The organism is Bradyrhizobium sp. HKCCYLRH1030 (assembly GCF_051168395.1).
Classification (GTDB): domain Bacteria; phylum Pseudomonadota; class Alphaproteobacteria; order Rhizobiales; family Xanthobacteraceae; genus Bradyrhizobium.
Genome location: NZ_JBNPUY010000002.1, coordinates 208967 through 224390, shown reverse-complemented (window position 1 = coordinate 224390; position 15424 = coordinate 208967). Strand labels below are relative to the sequence as shown.

At 67.7% G+C, this 15424-nt stretch carries 13 protein-coding genes; 4 read left to right on the top strand and 9 right to left on the bottom strand.

Features of this window, described 5'->3' with window-relative positions:
- Window positions 1-19: 19 nt before the first annotated feature.
- Window positions 20-463: a MarR family winged helix-turn-helix transcriptional regulator gene (locus tag ACQR1E_RS06425; protein WP_315715212.1), complete on the bottom strand. Its 444-nt coding sequence runs from the start codon at window positions 461-463 to the stop codon at window positions 20-22.
- Between the two features lie 185 nt (window positions 464-648).
- Between ACQR1E_RS06425 and ACQR1E_RS06420 the strand changes: the two genes are divergently transcribed.
- Window positions 649-1830 (top strand): substrate-binding domain-containing protein, encoded by a 1182-nt coding sequence (locus tag ACQR1E_RS06420; protein ID WP_434896826.1) that lies wholly within the window; start codon window positions 649-651, stop codon window positions 1828-1830.
- A gap of 263 nt (window positions 1831-2093) precedes the next feature.
- Here the strand turns inward: ACQR1E_RS06420 and ACQR1E_RS06415 are convergent, their stop codons facing one another.
- Entirely contained in the window at window positions 2094-4166 is a 2073-nt protein-coding gene (locus tag ACQR1E_RS06415) for a putative bifunctional diguanylate cyclase/phosphodiesterase (RefSeq protein WP_316170987.1), read from the bottom strand.
- Between the two features lie 321 nt (window positions 4167-4487).
- Here ACQR1E_RS06415 and ACQR1E_RS06410 point away from each other — a divergent pair, with 321 nt between their 5' ends.
- Complete coding sequence (locus ACQR1E_RS06410; RefSeq protein WP_315715215.1) at window positions 4488-5381, top strand: hypothetical protein; 894 nt, start codon at window positions 4488-4490, stop codon at window positions 5379-5381.
- A 57-nt stretch (window positions 5382-5438) separates the two neighbouring features.
- Here the strand turns inward: ACQR1E_RS06410 and ACQR1E_RS06405 are convergent, their stop codons facing one another.
- The 7 genes from ACQR1E_RS06405 to ACQR1E_RS06375 all read right to left on the bottom strand — a co-directional run bounded on the left by ACQR1E_RS06405 (window position 5439) and on the right by ACQR1E_RS06375 (window position 13396).
- Complete coding sequence (locus ACQR1E_RS06405; RefSeq protein WP_316170986.1) at window positions 5439-6752, bottom strand: hypothetical protein; 1314 nt, start codon at window positions 6750-6752, stop codon at window positions 5439-5441.
- A 262-nt stretch (window positions 6753-7014) separates the two neighbouring features.
- Complete coding sequence (locus ACQR1E_RS06400) at window positions 7015-7722, bottom strand: class I SAM-dependent methyltransferase (RefSeq protein ID WP_315715217.1); 708 nt, start codon at window positions 7720-7722, stop codon at window positions 7015-7017.
- Entirely contained in the window at window positions 7712-8176 is a 465-nt protein-coding gene (locus ACQR1E_RS06395; protein ID WP_315735202.1) for an Rrf2 family transcriptional regulator, read from the bottom strand. The genes ACQR1E_RS06400 and ACQR1E_RS06395 overlap by 11 nt, the downstream gene beginning before the upstream one ends.
- Before the next feature lie 982 nt (window positions 8177-9158).
- Window positions 9159-10646, bottom strand: a complete 1488-nt coding sequence (locus tag ACQR1E_RS06390) for a L,D-transpeptidase family protein (protein ID WP_434896825.1) — start codon at window positions 10644-10646, stop codon at window positions 9159-9161.
- Window positions 10647-10940: 294 nt separating this feature from the next.
- Complete coding sequence (locus tag ACQR1E_RS06385; RefSeq protein ID WP_316166246.1) at window positions 10941-11903, bottom strand: acetyl-CoA carboxylase carboxyltransferase subunit alpha; 963 nt, start codon at window positions 11901-11903, stop codon at window positions 10941-10943.
- Between the two features lie 218 nt (window positions 11904-12121).
- Complete coding sequence (gene xerD / locus ACQR1E_RS06380) at window positions 12122-13078, bottom strand: site-specific tyrosine recombinase XerD (RefSeq protein WP_315715222.1); 957 nt, start codon at window positions 13076-13078, stop codon at window positions 12122-12124.
- Between the two features lie 171 nt (window positions 13079-13249).
- Window positions 13250-13396, bottom strand: a complete 147-nt coding sequence (locus tag ACQR1E_RS06375) for a histidine kinase (protein WP_315715424.1) — start codon at window positions 13394-13396, stop codon at window positions 13250-13252.
- A gap of 155 nt (window positions 13397-13551) precedes the next feature.
- Between ACQR1E_RS06375 and ACQR1E_RS06370 the strand changes: the two genes are divergently transcribed.
- Both ACQR1E_RS06370 and aroB read left to right on the top strand, forming a co-directional pair.
- Window positions 13552-14217, top strand: coding sequence for a shikimate kinase (locus ACQR1E_RS06370; protein WP_315715223.1), 666 nt, complete (start codon window positions 13552-13554; stop codon window positions 14215-14217).
- The gene (gene aroB, locus ACQR1E_RS06365; RefSeq protein ID WP_434896824.1) at window positions 14214-15362 is read left to right on the top strand and encodes a 3-dehydroquinate synthase; all 1149 of its coding nucleotides are present in this window, start codon (window positions 14214-14216) and stop codon (window positions 15360-15362) included. The genes ACQR1E_RS06370 and aroB overlap by 4 nt, the downstream gene beginning before the upstream one ends.
- Window positions 15363-15424: the final 62 nt, after the last annotated feature.

Sequence of the window (15424 nt, the reverse complement as noted above, 5' to 3'; positions counted from 1 at the left end):
GTCGGCAGCGCAGCGTGCCTCAGCTCGCCGCGTCGATCAGATTTTCCAAGAGCCGCTTCAGCTCGCCGGTGGCCTTGTCGCCGTAGTTCTCCAGGATGTGCGCCTCCTGGCTGGCGGCCAGCGAGTTCAGCCGCTTGCATAGCGCCTTGCCATGATCGCTGATGAACATCAGCACCTTGCGCCGGTCGTGGGCGTCCTGGCGGCGGTAGACCAGCGAGTCCGAGACCATGCGGTCGATCATCTTGGTCAGGGTCGGGTGGTTCAGCAGGACCGCGTCGGCGAGATCGCCCATCGAGTGCCCCTCGCCGTCGGAGAGCACCTTGAGGATGCGCCACTGCTCGACGGGCACGCCCTCGGTGCTCAGGCGCGACTCCAGCTGCCGGTTGATCTCCCGGTTGGCCTGCGCGAGCAGGTAGGCGAGATGTTCGGTGAGGGGGCTGTTGGGATGGGGCGGTTTGGCCACGGTGAACTTCGCTTGCGGTCCCGACTTGAATGAATGTCCGGCAGTTGCTGCCCGATCTATATGCATCCCAATTCTTGAACATTCAACATTTTCGAATAGGATATTTGCCGAACGCGTGCTGATTTTGACGGCGTATGACCGCCGGCCCACAATGGGCCAGGCGCGGTTGCGGCCAAGGAGTGGGTGTGCTCTCGACAGGATCTGTCACGGCCGGGCGTCTCCGTCTGCCGCCATCCCTGCTGTTCAGGAGCCCGCCCCGGCGGGCCGGCCTTCCTGCACTCGCCCCCTTCGCTCCTGACCGTATCCAGCGGCGCGGCTCCCAGAACAGGCTGCGCATCGGCAACTTCCTCACCTTCTCCGGGTCACCCGGCATCTGGGGCCCGGCCGCGACCAACAGCGCGTTGCTCGCGGTGTCCGACATCAACCGCCACGGTGGCATTCTCGGGCGCGAGATCGAGTTGTCGTTCTACGATTCCGGCGGGCCGGCGGACGAGGTGGCCGAGCGCGCCAGGGACGCGCTCGAATTCGACGACATCGACGTGGTCATGGGCTCGCATATCAGCGCGGTGAGGCTGGCGCTGCGCCGGCTCACCCGCGGGCGCATCCCGTATGTGTATACGCCGGTCTATGAAGGCGGCGAGCGCACGCCCGGCGTGATGGCGATCGGCGAGACGCCGCACAGCCAGACGCGCCCCGCCATCCACTGGCTGGCGGAGAACAAGCGCGCCCGGCGCTGGTATCTGATCGGCAGCGACTATGTCTGGCCGTGGCAGTCGCACCTCCAGACCAAGACCTTCATCACCGAGGCCGGCGGCCAGGTGGTCGGCGAGGAGTTCGTGCCGGTGGGCGAGGATGACCACGAGGCGCATCTGGCGCGGATCCGCGCTGCCAGGCCCGACGTCGTGCTGATCTCGCTGATCGGCACCGACAGCATTACCTTCAATCGCGCCTTCGGCGAGTCGGGCCTCGCCGCGACCACCCTGCGTCTCGCCGGCGCGGTGGACGAAACGGTGCTGCTCGGCATCGGCGCCGACAACACCGAGAACCTGTATTCGGCCTCCGGCTATTTCAGCTGCATCGGCTCCAAGGCCAATGACGCGTTCATGAGCCGCTACACCGCGATGTTCGGCGCCGATGCGCCGCCGGTCGGATCGGTCGGCCAGTCGAACTACGAGGGCCTGCGCTTTCTCAAGGCGGCCGCCGAGCGCGCCGGCTCGCTGTCCCTGCGACCGCTCGCTGCCGCCGGCCGCAACATCGTCTATTCCGGCGCGCGCGGCGAGGTGACGATCCGGCAGGGCCGCGCCGGCATGGCGATGCATCTCGCCGCGGCCGACGGGCTGGACTTCAAGATCATCCGCACGTTCTGAGTAACGCTGCGTCGAGCTTGGCCGGGCTGCGTGCCGCGGTCACCCTCCCCTGGAGGGGAGGGTCGCCTCACGGGGCGCGAAGCGGCGCGTGAGGCGGGGTGGGGTGATCTCTCCTCTGGAGCCGGCGCGTGGAGACATCACCCCACCCCGCTCGCCCGCTTCGCGTGCGATCGACCCTCCCCCTCCAGGGGAGGGTGAGCCATCACATTCGCGGCCGCCTGTTCAGTTCAGCCGCAAGGCAATCACGATGACAAGATCTGCCCTCACGCGGCCGCAGCCTTCTTGGCCTGTACGTCGACGGCAGCCGCCGGCGTACCTCCGACCTCACGAATCATCCGGCTGATCGCCTCCTGCGGCATCGGCTTGCCGAACAGGAAGCCCTGTACGCTGCTGCAGCCTTCCTCGCGCAGGAAGGCGAGATGCTGTTCGGTCTCGACGCCTTCGGCGAGCACCGGGATGTTGAGGCTGCGCCCGAGCAGCAGGGTCGCCTTGACGATCGCCGCGGCGTGCACGCTGGTCTCGACCGACTGGATGAAGCTCTTGTCGACCTTGATCTTGTCGAATGGAAACACCTGCAGGGTCGACAGCGACGAATAGCCGGTGCCGAAATCGTCCATCGCCACGGTGACGCCGATCGCCTTCAAGGCCTGCATCACCTGCAGCGCATGCTGGCGGTCGGCGATGATACCGGTCTCGGTCAGCTCGATCTCCAGCCGCTCCGGCGCCAATCCAGTCTCGCGCAGCACCTCGGCGACGCGCTTCGGCAGGTCGTGGTTGAGCTGCATCGGCGCGACGTTGACGGCGACCTTGAACGGCCGGCTCCAGGTCGCGGCGGTGGCGCAGGCGGTGCGCAGCACCCAGTCGCCGATGTCGACGATCAGCCCCGTTTGTTCGGCCATCGGAATGAAATCGTTCGGCGGCACGCGGCCCTTCACCGGATGGTTCCACCGCAGCAGCGCCTCGAAGCCGACGATGCCGCCGCTCTGCGTGTCGTTCTGAACTTGGTAGTGCAGCTCGAACTCGTTGCGCACCAGCGCGCGCTTGAGGTCGATCGCGAGCTCGGCGCGGCGCCGGCTGGCCTCGTCCATCGACGGCTCATAGGTGCAGATCTTGCCCTGGCCGAGACTCTTGGCGCGGTACATCGCGAGATCGGCGCGGGTGAGAAGCTCGTCCGAGGTCAGGCCGTGGTCGGGATGCAGCGCGATGCCGATACTGCAGCCGACCGAGAGGCTGCGCTCCTCCCACTCGACGGGCGCCAGCACCAGCGCGCGCATCCGCTCGGCGAACTTCGCCGCCTCGGTGCACGCGAAGATCTCGCTCTTGACGGCGACGAACTCGTCGCCGCCGATTCGCGCCAGGAACTCGCCCGGCTGCAGCGTCGATGCAATACGCTGTGCGATCACCGTCAGCACCGCATCGCCCGCGGCATGGCCGTGCGCGTCGTTGACGTCCTTGAAGCGATCGAGGTCGATCGCGAGCACCGCCAGATGCGCGGTCTCGTCGCCCTCGGTGAGCAGCGGCGCGAGCCGCTGGCCGAGGCCGCTGCGGTTCGGCAGGCCGGTCAGCGGGTCCTGCAGCGCCAATTGCCGATAGCCTTCGACCGCTTCCTGCGTCGCCTGCATGTCGATCATGTAGGCCGAGGCGGCCATCGCCATGATCAGGCCGATGCCGGTGACGACCGTGACCAGCATCAGGCTGTCCGACAGCGACTGCACCGGCGCGCTGCTGGCCGCCATGGGTGCCAGGGTCAACGCGAGCATGCCGGTGAAGTGCAGGCTCAGGATCGCAAGCACCATCGCGAGCGAGCTGCCATATTTGCAGAAGCGGGTGACCGGCCGCGCGATGCGGTTGGCGGCAACGGCACCGAACACCGTTGCAAGCGCGATCGAGAGCCACACCATCGGCACGTTCCAGGTCAGCACGCCGTCGAGCTTGAGCGCGCTCATGCCGCTGTAATGCATGGCGGCGATGCCGAAGCCGAACACCGCGCCGCCGGCCTCGATCAGCGGGCCGCGCTGGGTGCGTGTCGTGATGAAGAAGCCGAGCCACGCAAAGGCCACCGCCAGTCCGAGCGAGGCGAAGGTCATCGCCGGCTCGAACGAGCGGTATCCTGGCGTGTCGTAGCCGAGGACCGCGGCGAAGTGCGTGGTCCAGACCGTGCCACCGGCCACGAGGCCGGCCAGAAACAGCAGATGGAAGCGGCGGAGGCCGGCGTTGCGACGGACCCGCGCGAGCAGCCGCATGGACAGAATCGAGCCGAGCACGCAGACGAGCAGTGCGGCGGCGACGTAGCGCAGATCATGATCGGCGGGCAGGCAGGACAGGATCGTCAACATCGGCAATGTACCCTCGCTCAGCCGAGCTACGGTCCGCGGCGGGACCGGTTTTGGCACGCGCGATTCGCGGTTAGCGAAGCGTCAACGCGGGCAGCACCTCCGCCCGTGCCGATCCATGCAAGGGGTTTGGAATCCGACCATCGAGGCGCAAGGGCCGCCGCGCTGCAGGGAACTCGGGACATCGTGACGAAACTCCCAGTGCAGGCCGCAGGGCTCGCCGGCACACGGCCTTTTGCGATCCTCCGTGGCCGGAATGGGTTGCCGCTGCATGACGGAATTAATACGATCCGATGTCGTTCACATGAAATTTGGAGTGCCCGGATGCGTGCGCAGTCGCGAGCCCTGTCGAACCCGGTCGCCCTGTGGTGGGCGATGCTGACGCTCGTCAGCCTCGCCAACATCGTGTTCTGGTTCATCCTGTACCGGCAGCTCAACGGCGGCAGCAGTTCGTCGGGTCAGGCGTCCCAGACCAGTTCGATGCTGGCGCTGTCGGCGGCCTATGTGTTCGGCTGCGCCTTCCGCTCGGTGCTGCCGCGCGCCGACGTGCAGCGCATCTGCCTGGTCGACAGCTGGCTGTCGAGCGTGTTCATCGGCCGCACCGTCGCGACCATCGCCGAGATCGCCTTCGCGGCGCAGTGGGCCATCATCCTCGCGCAGCTCGGCGCGATCGCCGATGCCGAGACCGCGGTTAACATGGCCCGCATCATCGTGCCGCTGATCGTCGTCGCGGAGATCTGTTCCTGGTACGCCGTCGTCACCCGGAATTTCCTCTACAACGCGATCGAGAACTCGCTGTGGGCGGTGGCCTTCCTGTTCGTCGGCATCGGCCTCGGCCGGCTGCTGCCGGAGTTCGACGGCCTGGTGCGCGGCCTTCTGATCGCGGGCCTCGTCGGCATCGCCTGCTATCTCGCCTTCCTGGTCGTGATCGACGTCCCGATGTATGTGAAGCGCTGGCGCATCGAGCGCGCCGCCGGCACGCCACTCCTGCATCCGCTCGCCGGTCTGCGCGACTCCGCCACGCGTTGGACCGTCACCCACGAGTTCGAGCACTGGAAGGAAGAGATCGCCTGGATGTCGCTGTATTTCAGCGCCGCCGTCTGGGGCTCGCTGGCGCTATGCGCGCTCTCGGCGATGAACGATCCCCTGCCGCGAGATCGCGCGCAGGCCACCGGTGCACCGCCGGCCATCGTCCAGCACGACGCCGATCGATCCTGACGCGACATCCCGCCGTGACGATCACGGCGGGATGCCTGCCGGCCGAGCGGCGTTGCCTCAGCCATGCATCGCGAAGTGATGCGCGTCGTCCATCTGGACGATGTGGCTGTAGTCGGCGTGCGGCGCGTCGTGCACGGCCACCGGCGCGTGGTCGAAATTCGGCGGTACGATGCCGGTGTTGCCCGCATGGCCATGGTCGCCGAAATTGTCGACGATGATCGGGTTGTGCGACGAGCCCTCGCCGTGCAACGGGCCGGGGAAGCCGGGGCCCTGACTGCCCTGGACGTTGTCGGCGGACTGATGGATCGCCTGCGCGATCGAGTCCCAGAACCCGCCATGGCTGCCGCCGTCCTGTCCCGCATGAGCGATCTGGATGCTGCCGTCGCTGCGCAGGCCGTCCTGGGCCAGCTTGAAGACGTCGCCGATCGCCGCGCCGAGATCGCCATGGCTGAGGTCGTTGACCAGCGAGCCCAGGTCGTGGCCGATCGCGTCGAGCTGCTGCCCCAGAGAGTGGCTCAACTCGCCGGCGGTCTGTGCCAGCCCGTTGAGACCCTCGCCGACGAAATGGCCGACGCCATCGACGATGCCGGTGCCGACCGCATCGGCGCCGTGGGCGATGCCGGAGATCGCCTCGCCGATCGGTCCGCCGATCAGGTGGCCCGCCGCCGACGCCGTGTCGGTGACCACGCCGATGGCGCCGTCGGCCACCGCTACGCCGGCGTCGAAGCCGCCCTTCACCACGGCGCCTGCAGCGTCGAGCGCGTCCATGCCGACCTCGCCGGCCGTTCCGACGATGGTGCCGGCCATGCCGAGCGCGCCGTGGCCGACTGCGCCGGCCGCCTCCAGCCCGGCCTCGCCGAGGCCGACCGCGGTGTGTGCGAGGTCGCCGGCGACGTCGAGGGCGCCATGCGCCACGTCGCCACCGACCTTGAGCCCGCCGTCGACGATGTCGCCGCCGATATGCTTGACGTCGTTGATGACGCCGTCGATGTCGCCATGTACCAGGTGGCCGACCCCGGACGCCACGTCGCCGGCGACGTTGATCCCGGTATGGAGGACGTCGCCGCCGACATGGACCACGGTCGACGCGACGTCGCCTACGGTGTGAAGCAGGCCGCCGCCGATAGCCTCGGCACCGTGCCCGATCGCGCCGAGTACGCCGCCCACGGTATGGATGGCCTCGCCGCCGAGCGCGCCGATGCCATGCACCACGCTGCCCACGGCATGGGCCGCATCGCCGGCGACGTGCTCGACCGTATCGACCACGGCGCCCGCCGCACCGCCGACCGCACCCGCCACATCCTTCGCGACGTCCTTCACGTCGTCCACGGCGGAACTGACGGCATCTCCGATATCATCCCAAAAGCTCATGACCTGCTCCTCTCGGTTGCGTCACCTCGCCTCGGGTGACGCGCCGTTTGTCGCAGATCGCGTCCCGGCGCTCCGTGCGCGACATCACGCAGGCTGAGACGTGGCACGGCTCCGGCGCGAAGCCTGTCCGCAAGCCGCGTCATCCACCTCTTCGGGGGCCGCGGGGAGGGACATGCGTGGATGCCGGCGCAGGCCGGGCAACTAATTAGCAGGCCCTGATCGCGATCGTTCAGGGCGCATCGGTGTGATGCTCGGCGGCGGTTCAGGCGTGGCCGATCCAGCCATGCCAGGTCAGCGCTGTGAAGAATGGACGGGCATCGCGAAAGCCGCCGTCACGCAGGATGGCTTCATCCTCCCCTGGGCTCAGCATGTTGACGCTGGCATCGACGGTCGCGCGCATCGTCCTGGCCTGCTCGGGGTCTGTGCCGGACGCAACGGCATAGGCCGCGTACCGATCCAGCCACAGCGATCTCTCGACGGGCTCGTTGGGCAGGCAGCTATGGGCCACCACGAAAGGCGCTCCAGGGTGGAGCCGGTCGTGCACGGCGCGGACTGTCCGCAACCGTTCCGATGCTGCCAGAAAGTGCAGCGTCAGCAGGCATGTCGCCGCGTCAAACGGGCCGGCCGGCGCATCGTCGATGGTGCCCTCGATCAGTTCGACCCGGCTCGTCCGCGCGCCGAGCGTGCGTTCGGCGAGTCGCAGCATCTGCGGCGCCGGATCGACGCCGACGAAGGTCCACGATGGTTGCGCTTCCGCCAACGCGTTGAGCTCGAGCCCGCCGCCCGCGCCCAGCACGAGCACCCTCGCATGTTCGGGCGCCCGCTCGGCCAGCAGGACCGCCGTCATCCGGTGCAGCCCGTCGAGACCGGGCACGAAGCGACGTGGACCATCCGTGTAGCGCGCGACGAATTCGGGATCGGAAAACGCGCGGATGAACTGCTGAGCGCCGTCGGCAATGTCAGCCGGCATGACAAATGTCTCCTTTGCGAGGTCGCTTGCGTCGTTCGAGGCGGTCGTGGAAATCAGCGCTCAGCGCCGCCAGCGTGATGGCGCCGAGACGGGACAGCAGCAAGGTCTCGGCGGCCCGGATGGAGGTGTCGAGCGCCGCATTGACCGCCTGCTCGACGAGGCAGTCGGGAGTCTCGCTCCGATGGCCGATGGCGAACAGCGATGGGCGCCCGAGTGAATCGTAGACGTCGCGCAGGGTGACGGTCGCCAGATCGCAGGCGAGCGTCCAGCCGCCGCCATGGCCTTTCTCGGAGCGCACATAGCCGCTGTCCCGGAGGCCCGCCATGATTCTGCGGATCACGACCGGATTGGTCTGCATCATCGCTGCGAGGGCCTCGGACGTGACCGGACCGTCGTGCTCCGCCATGTGGAGCAGGACGTGCAGGATGCCGGACAACTGGCTGTTGGGTCTCATGTAACTTTTAATATGACATGATATTCCAGCCGTCAACCGGCCGGCCCGGCCATGAAGGCTTGGGCGCCGACGCTGGCGCCTCTGCCCGTCGGGCGATTCGGTTCTGCATCCCGCGTGCGGCCGGCGGGTCCATGCCTCCCAACGATGAGAAACGCGCTGCGCGGAAAAACTGAATTTGCCCGCGCGTTCAAGCTGATTTGGGCTGTCCAGTCCCATCAGTAAAAATATGCCGCTTCCAAATTTCGGAATTTCGTGATTTATTCCGTCCGTCCCGCCTCATCCACGAGGGGCGCTGCGCGGTCGTCACGAAGCGTGGAGTGCGGGATGTGATGGGCGGGCCGGTTTGCAGCGTGATCATTCGCGCGGACGAACAACATCGGCTCGCACGGTCAAGTCGCGTGGTCCTGACCTCCCGATGCTGAGGTCAAGCCGGCTGTTGATGCCCCGCGCATCTCGCCGGTGATGGGGGCAACACAGCCCGGTCCCCAGGGAGATCGCGAAGCAGCCGTTAAAACTATCGCGCAGGGAGGGCCGGGTCGTCCGGCTGGACCTGTGGTACCTGCCGCCTGCATTTTTTCGCAGGCGGGCCACGGGCCTCAGTCGAGGTCCGGCCTTCCCTGCACCCTCGCTTCGGAAGAGGGTGAGATCGATGCATCACTCGGACGCGCAGAGCGCCGCGAGGACAAACGCGCATATCCAGAAATGCAACGTGAGTTTGTTGACGATGATGGTGCTGCGCAAGCGATGCTCACCCTCCCCTGGAGGGGGAGGGTCGCCTCACGAGGAGCGAAGCGAAACGTGAGGCGGGGTGGGGTGATGTCTCCGCGCGCAAAAGCATGCGTGGAGAGCTCACCCCACCCCGCTCGCCCGCTTCGCGTGCGATCGACCCTCCCCCTCCAGGGGAGGGTGGCACCCGAGCGCGCGGCTAGCGTCCGGCGGACTCGATGTCTCGCAAAAAAAGCGGCGCTCGATGGACGGCTTACTATTTGAATCCTGCGAACCGGCTGTCGAACGAGTTCGACTGCAGCACTGGCACGGCGCCGGAGACCAGCGCGGTCTGGGTCTGCGCGGGGGCCGAGGCCGTGGTGGCGGGCGCGTCGCCGGCGGCGGGCTTGAACGGCGGCCGCGCGGCGGCCTGCCGGGTCTCGGCGGGCTTCGCCGCGACCGGCTTGGGCGCAGGCTTGATCTCGGCGGGCTTGATCTCCGAGGACCTGGCCTCCACGGTCTTGCTCTCGGGCTTCGCGGTCGCAGCCTTGGTGTCGGCCGCGGCATTGCCGCCGATCCCGACCTTGCGGGCGAGGCTCGACATGAAGCTCGGCTTCTCCGGCGCACTGACGGCTGCCACCCGGGTGGAGGGCGCCGCTGCGGGAGCCGGGGCCGCACTGGCCGGCACCGCGGCGACCTCGTCGGCGCCGGGCGCGCGCGGCGGGTTGACATGACCGGGGATCGTGCCTGGCGCCGGCGTGAAATTGGCGAGCGACAGGCCCGGCGCTTCGCCGGCATCGGACAGGCCGGTGGAGGCGCCCGGCACGCGGCTGGCGAAGATCGGATTCATGCCGCCATCGATGCCGGTGTTGAGCTTGGCGACCGGCGTGCCCTTGGCGACGAGCTTGGCATATTCCGCCTCGTCCGCCTGCTGCTTGTCGCGCACGGCGGCGGTGATCTCGTCCGGCACGACGTAGGCCGGGCACTTGGCGGAGGCGTCGAACACCGGATCATGCGTCGCGCCCGGCGGCTTCTGGGCGTCGAAGACGTACTTCTTCTCGCAGAAGTCGACCTTCGGCTCCTGCCGGGTGACTTCGAAATGGTCGTAGCCTTCCTTGATCATGCGCCAGAACGGCATGTTCGGATTGTTGCGGTGCCTGGCCATGTTCACAGGCGTCATCCGGAACGGATAGGCCTGGAACTGGAAGGCGCGCTGGCCGCCGAAGAAGGACTCGCGCCCGAGCGCATAGATCTCGGCGATCTGCTCGTCGGTCATCGCGAAGCAGCCGCGCGAGGAGCAGTCGCCATGCACCATCAGCTGCGAGCCGGTGCGGCCGAGCGCCTTGTCGAACGCGTTCGGATAGCCGGTGTTGAAGGACAGATAGTAGGCCGATTGCGGGTTCATCTGGCTCGGATTGATCGAGTAGAAGCCCTCCGGCGCCTGGCGGTCGCCCTCGCGCACCTTCGGTCCGAGATCGCCGGACCAGCGGCAGATCGGATAGGTCTTGAGCAGCGCGAACTTGCCCGAGCGGTCCTGCTTCCAGACCTCGAGCTCGGCTTCCTGCTTGAACACGCGGACCAGGATCGGCGACTGCAGATCCATGTCCTTCTCGCCCATCGTCGCGACGAGCTTCGGCGGCACAGGCTGGTTGGCCTTGGCGTTGGTGGCGAGCGCGACCTGATCGCTGTTGCAACCCGTCAGCAGCGCGCCGGCGGCCAACACCGCCGAGGTCATCAGAACCCGGACGAAAGCGCGGTTGATCAAAGCAAAGCTCCCCGCAAACCCGGCATGCCGCAACACCCCAGTCTCATCTCACGCGATCGGCCCGAAAGCTGGATAAATCACGGGTCGACCCTGCGTCATGCCGTCAAACCATTGATTAAAATTGTAGCCTTTGACCCCAAGCCTCGCAACCCGCGCTCCGGCGATGCCGAAAGGCCCCGGCCGCTTTGGTCAACAACTCCTAAACAGCAGACCCCGCCGGCGGGGCCGAAATGCGGCCAAACGGCTGGAAAGACTCACAAAACCGCGAGCGCCGGGAGCTCGGCTCCAGCCCGGTCAGCCGAGCTTGCGGCCGATGTCCATGAACTTCTGCCGGCGCTGCTTGCGGATCGCGTCGGCGTCGAGGCCCTTCAGCTCGTCGAACGCCTGGGCGATCGCCTCGCCGGTGGCGGCGATCATCGCCGCCGGGTCGCGGTGGGCGCCGCCGACCGGCTCCTTGATGACCGTGTCGACCACGTGGAAGCGGAGCATGTCCTGGGCGGTGATCTTCATGTTGTTGGCGGCTTCCTGCGCCTTGGTGCCGTCGCGCCACAGGATCGAGGAGGCGGCTTCCGGCGAGATCACGCTGTAGATCGCGTGCTCCAGCATCAGCACCCGGTTGGCGGTGGTCAGGGCGATGGCGCCACCCGACCCGCCCTCGCCAGTGATGATCGCGACATTCGGCACGCCGAGCGACAGGCAGGCGTCGGTGGAGCGGGCGATGGCCTCGGCCTGGCCGCGCTCCTCGGCGCCGAGGCCGGGATAGGCGCCGGCGGAATCGACCAGCGACAGCACCGGGATGCCGAACCGCTCGGCCATCTCCATCAGCCGGACCGCCTTGCGGTAGCCTTCCGGGCGGGCCATGCCGAAATTGTGCTTGAGGCGGGACTCGGTGGTGGCGCCCTTCTCCTGGCCCATCACGCAGATCGGCTCGCCGCGGAAGCGGCCGAAGCCGCCCAGCAAGGCGGCGTCCTCGCCGAACTTGCGGTCGCCGGCCAGCGGCGTGAACTCGGTGATCAGCCCGCTGACGAAATCGGTGAAATGCGGCCGCTGCGGGTGGCGCGCGACCATCGTCTTCTGCCAGGGCGTCAGGTTGGCGTAGAGCTCGGCCAGCGCCTGGCCGGCCTTCTCCTCGATCCGGCTGACCTCCTCGCCGATGTCGGTGCCGGAGGCGGCCATCGCCCGGAGTTCATCGACCTTGGAATCGAGCTCGGCAACGGGCTTTTCGAAATCGAGGTAGCTGCGCATGGGATCCGGCATGGAAGAGCTGAAGGAAGAGCGCTGGGAGACGGAATCGGTTCGGCCTTCGACCCGAAGCCGAAGGACTTCAGGAGCTTAGGGTACGATCGGTGCCCAGCCTCCAGGCATCGCGCCGGGATCGCGGGCAGGATGGCGCTCTTTCGGGGCAGACGGGCGCGAAGTCAAGCCGGCCGGGCGTCACGCCGGCGGATTTGGTTTCGGGAAGGTGTGAAGCGAGGTCAGGTCTCGGCCAGCGGGTGCAGGTCGCGCACCAGGCTCTTGAGCCGCTCCTCGACCACGTGGGTGTAGATCTGGGTGGTCGAGATGTCGGTGTGGCCGAGCAGGGTCTGGACGATGCGCAGGTCGGCGCCGTTGTGCAGCAGATGGCTGGCGAAGGCGTGGCGCAGCACGTGCGGCGACACCAGCCGGGCCGGCAGGCCGCTCGCCACCGCGAGCTCCTTGAGGTCGCGGGCGAAGTGCTGGCGGGTGAGGTGGCCGCTCTCGCCGAACGACGGAAACAGCCATTTGCCGAATGTCGCACTGGCCTTCTTCTCGGGCTTCAGCGCATCCAGGGCGGCGAGATAGTCGGCCATCGCCTGGCGCGAGGCCTGGTTCAGCGGCACCAGCCGCTCCTTGTTGCCCTTGCCGCGCACCACGATCATGCGGGCGTCGTTGCGCGCCGCGGTGCGCGGCAGCGCCACCAGCTCGGAGACGCGCAGGCCGGTCGCGTAGAGCACCTCGAGCAGGCAATACAGGCGAAGCGCGCGCAGCCGCTGCGCCGGCGAAGCGTCCGCGCCCTCGCTCAGCTCCTTGGCGCGGGTCAGCATCCGGTCGACATCGCCGATCGACAGCACCTTGGGCAGCGGCCGGCCGCGTTTCGGGCCCGACAGGATGGCAGCGGGATCGTCGCTGCGGATGCGCTCGCTCAGCAGGAAGCGAAACAGGTGCCGCATCGCCGACAGCCGCCGCGCCACGCTGGAGGATTTGAAACCCCTGGTGTCGAGATCGGCGAGATAGTCGCGCAAGGCCTGGGTGTCGGCCGTGGCGAAGCCGTTGGCCTTGCCGCCGAGAAATTCGGAGAGATCGGTGAGGTCGCGGCGATAGGCGTCCAGCGTGTTCTGACCGGCGCCCTGCTCGGCGGCCATCATGTCGAGGAACAGGCTCATCAGCCCGGCGTCGGAGGCCTTGACCTTCATGTCGTGAAATCCGCTGCGTCCGAGGCGATCGAATCACTACGAGGTATTCGTGCCGGCACGGCGAGCGGTGACTGCAAATCTGGCCGATATCGCGGCGCCCGGCCGCCTCAGACAACCGCAAAATTCTTAATCAATGCCCTGTGGCTTTTCGGTTCGTCGCAGCGCCGCCGCTCATCTCTTCTGGAACCTGTCCGGCGGGATCGTCACCGTCATCTCGCGCGGCTTCGGATTGACGAAATTCGCCAGCGCGTAGATCGCGCCATAGACCACGCCGACGATGACGGCGATGACGGTCAGGAAGCGGAACAGGCTGGGCATGTCGGTCGCGCAGGCTACCAGAAGGGGAACGGTTTCATCCAACATGTTCGCATCGGCCTTGCAAGCCCGTCGGGCAGACTGGGCAGCTCGCCTTGGCTCGGGGGACGGAACAGGATGCCTTTGAAAGCAGCAGGGGCTGGGTTAGAAGCCTGGAGATGACCGACACGACGCAACCCGCACCCAGCCCAGCCGCTCCGGAGGCCGCGATTCTCGCAGGCCTCGGCAAGCGGCTGATCGTGCTGGTCGGCATGATGGGTGTCGGCAAGTCGACCGTGGGCCGGCGGCTCGCGGCGCGGTTGCGGCTGCCCTTCGTCGATGCGGACACCGAGATCGAGACCGCGGCCGGCATGACCATACCGGAAATCTTCGAGTCGCGCGGCGAGGACTATTTCCGCAACGGCGAGGCCAGGGTGATCGCCCGCCTGCTCGAAAATGGTCCGGCGGTGCTGGCAACCGGTGGCGGCGCCTTCATGCGCGAGGAGACGCGGCGGCGCATCCAGGAGAAGGCGGTCTCGGTGTGGCTCAAGGCCGATGCCGACGTGATCATGCGCCGCGTCCGGCGGCGGGCCGACCGGCCGCTGCTGCAGACCGCCGATCCGGAAGGCACGGTCGCTCGCCTGCTCGTCGAGCGCGAGCCGGTCTACCAGCTTGCCGATCTCACGATCTGCTCGCGCGATGTGCCGCATGATCGCGTTGTCGAGGACTGCATGGAGGCGCTGCAGGCGTTCTTCTCGCCACCGGAGACCGAGGCGGGGCCGGCCGGACCACAACCCGATCCAGTTCAACCCGATCCTCCGCAGGCGATGGGCGCGCTCCGATGACAGCACCACTGAAGCATTCCGATCCGATCATCGTCGACGTCGCGCTCGGCGAGCGCGCCTATGACATCGTCATCGGCCGCGGCGTGCTGGCTTCACTCGGCCAGCGGATCGCGGCGCTGCGGCCCGGCGTGCGCACCGCCATCGTCACCGACCGTACCGTGGCCGCGCATTGGCTGAAGCCGGCCGAGGCGATCCTGGCGGAGGCGGGCATCCCGGCGTCCACGATCGTGGTCGATGAGGGCGAGGGCTCCAAGACCTATGCCGGCCTGGAGAAGGTCAGCGAGGCGCTGATCGCTGCCAGGATCGAGCGCAACGATCTCGTCATCGCGCTCGGCGGCGGGGTGGTCGGGGATCTCGCCGGCTTCGCGGCCGCCATCCTGCGCCGCGGCGTCGATTTCGTGCAGGTGCCGACCTCGCTGCTGGCGCAGGTCGATTCCTCCGTCGGCGGCAAGACCGGCATCAATTCGCCCCAGGGCAAGAACCTGCTCGGCGCCTTCCACCAACCGGTGCTGGTGATCGCCGACACGGCCGTGCTCGACACCCTGTCGCCGCGCCAGTTCCGCGCCGGCTATGCCGAGGTCGCAAAATACGGCCTGCTCGGCGATGCCAGCTTCTTCGCCTGGCTCGAGGCCAACCATGCCGACATCGTCAAGGGCGGTTCGGCGCGTGAGCACGCGGTCGCGACCTCCTGTCGCGCCAAGGCGGCGATCGTCGCCCGCGACGAGCGCGAGACCGGCGACCGGGCGCTGCTCAATCTCGGCCACACCTTCGGCCATGCGCTGGAGGCCGTGACCGGCTTCTCCGACCGGCTGTTCCACGGCGAGGGCGTCGCGGTCGGCATGGTGCTGGCGGCGCAGTTCTCGGCCGAACTCGGCATGCTGCCGCCCGACGACGTCGTCAGGATCGAGCGTCACCTTGCCGCGGTCGGTCTGCCGACCCATCTGCAGGACATCGCCGGCTTCGCCCAGGAGGGGATCGGCGACGCCGATCGGCTCTTGGCCTTGATGGCGCAGGACAAGAAGGTCAAGCGCGGCAAGCTCACCTTCATCCTGATGGAAGCCATCGGCCGCGCCGTCATCGCGAAGGACGTCGATCCGGCGCGCGTCCGCGACTTTCTCCAGGCCAAATTGCGCAGCAGAGGCTGATCCCGGGCTTTACGCCGTATTGAGCAGTGCCAACGGATCATCGGCGGCCTCCCTACAGAGCG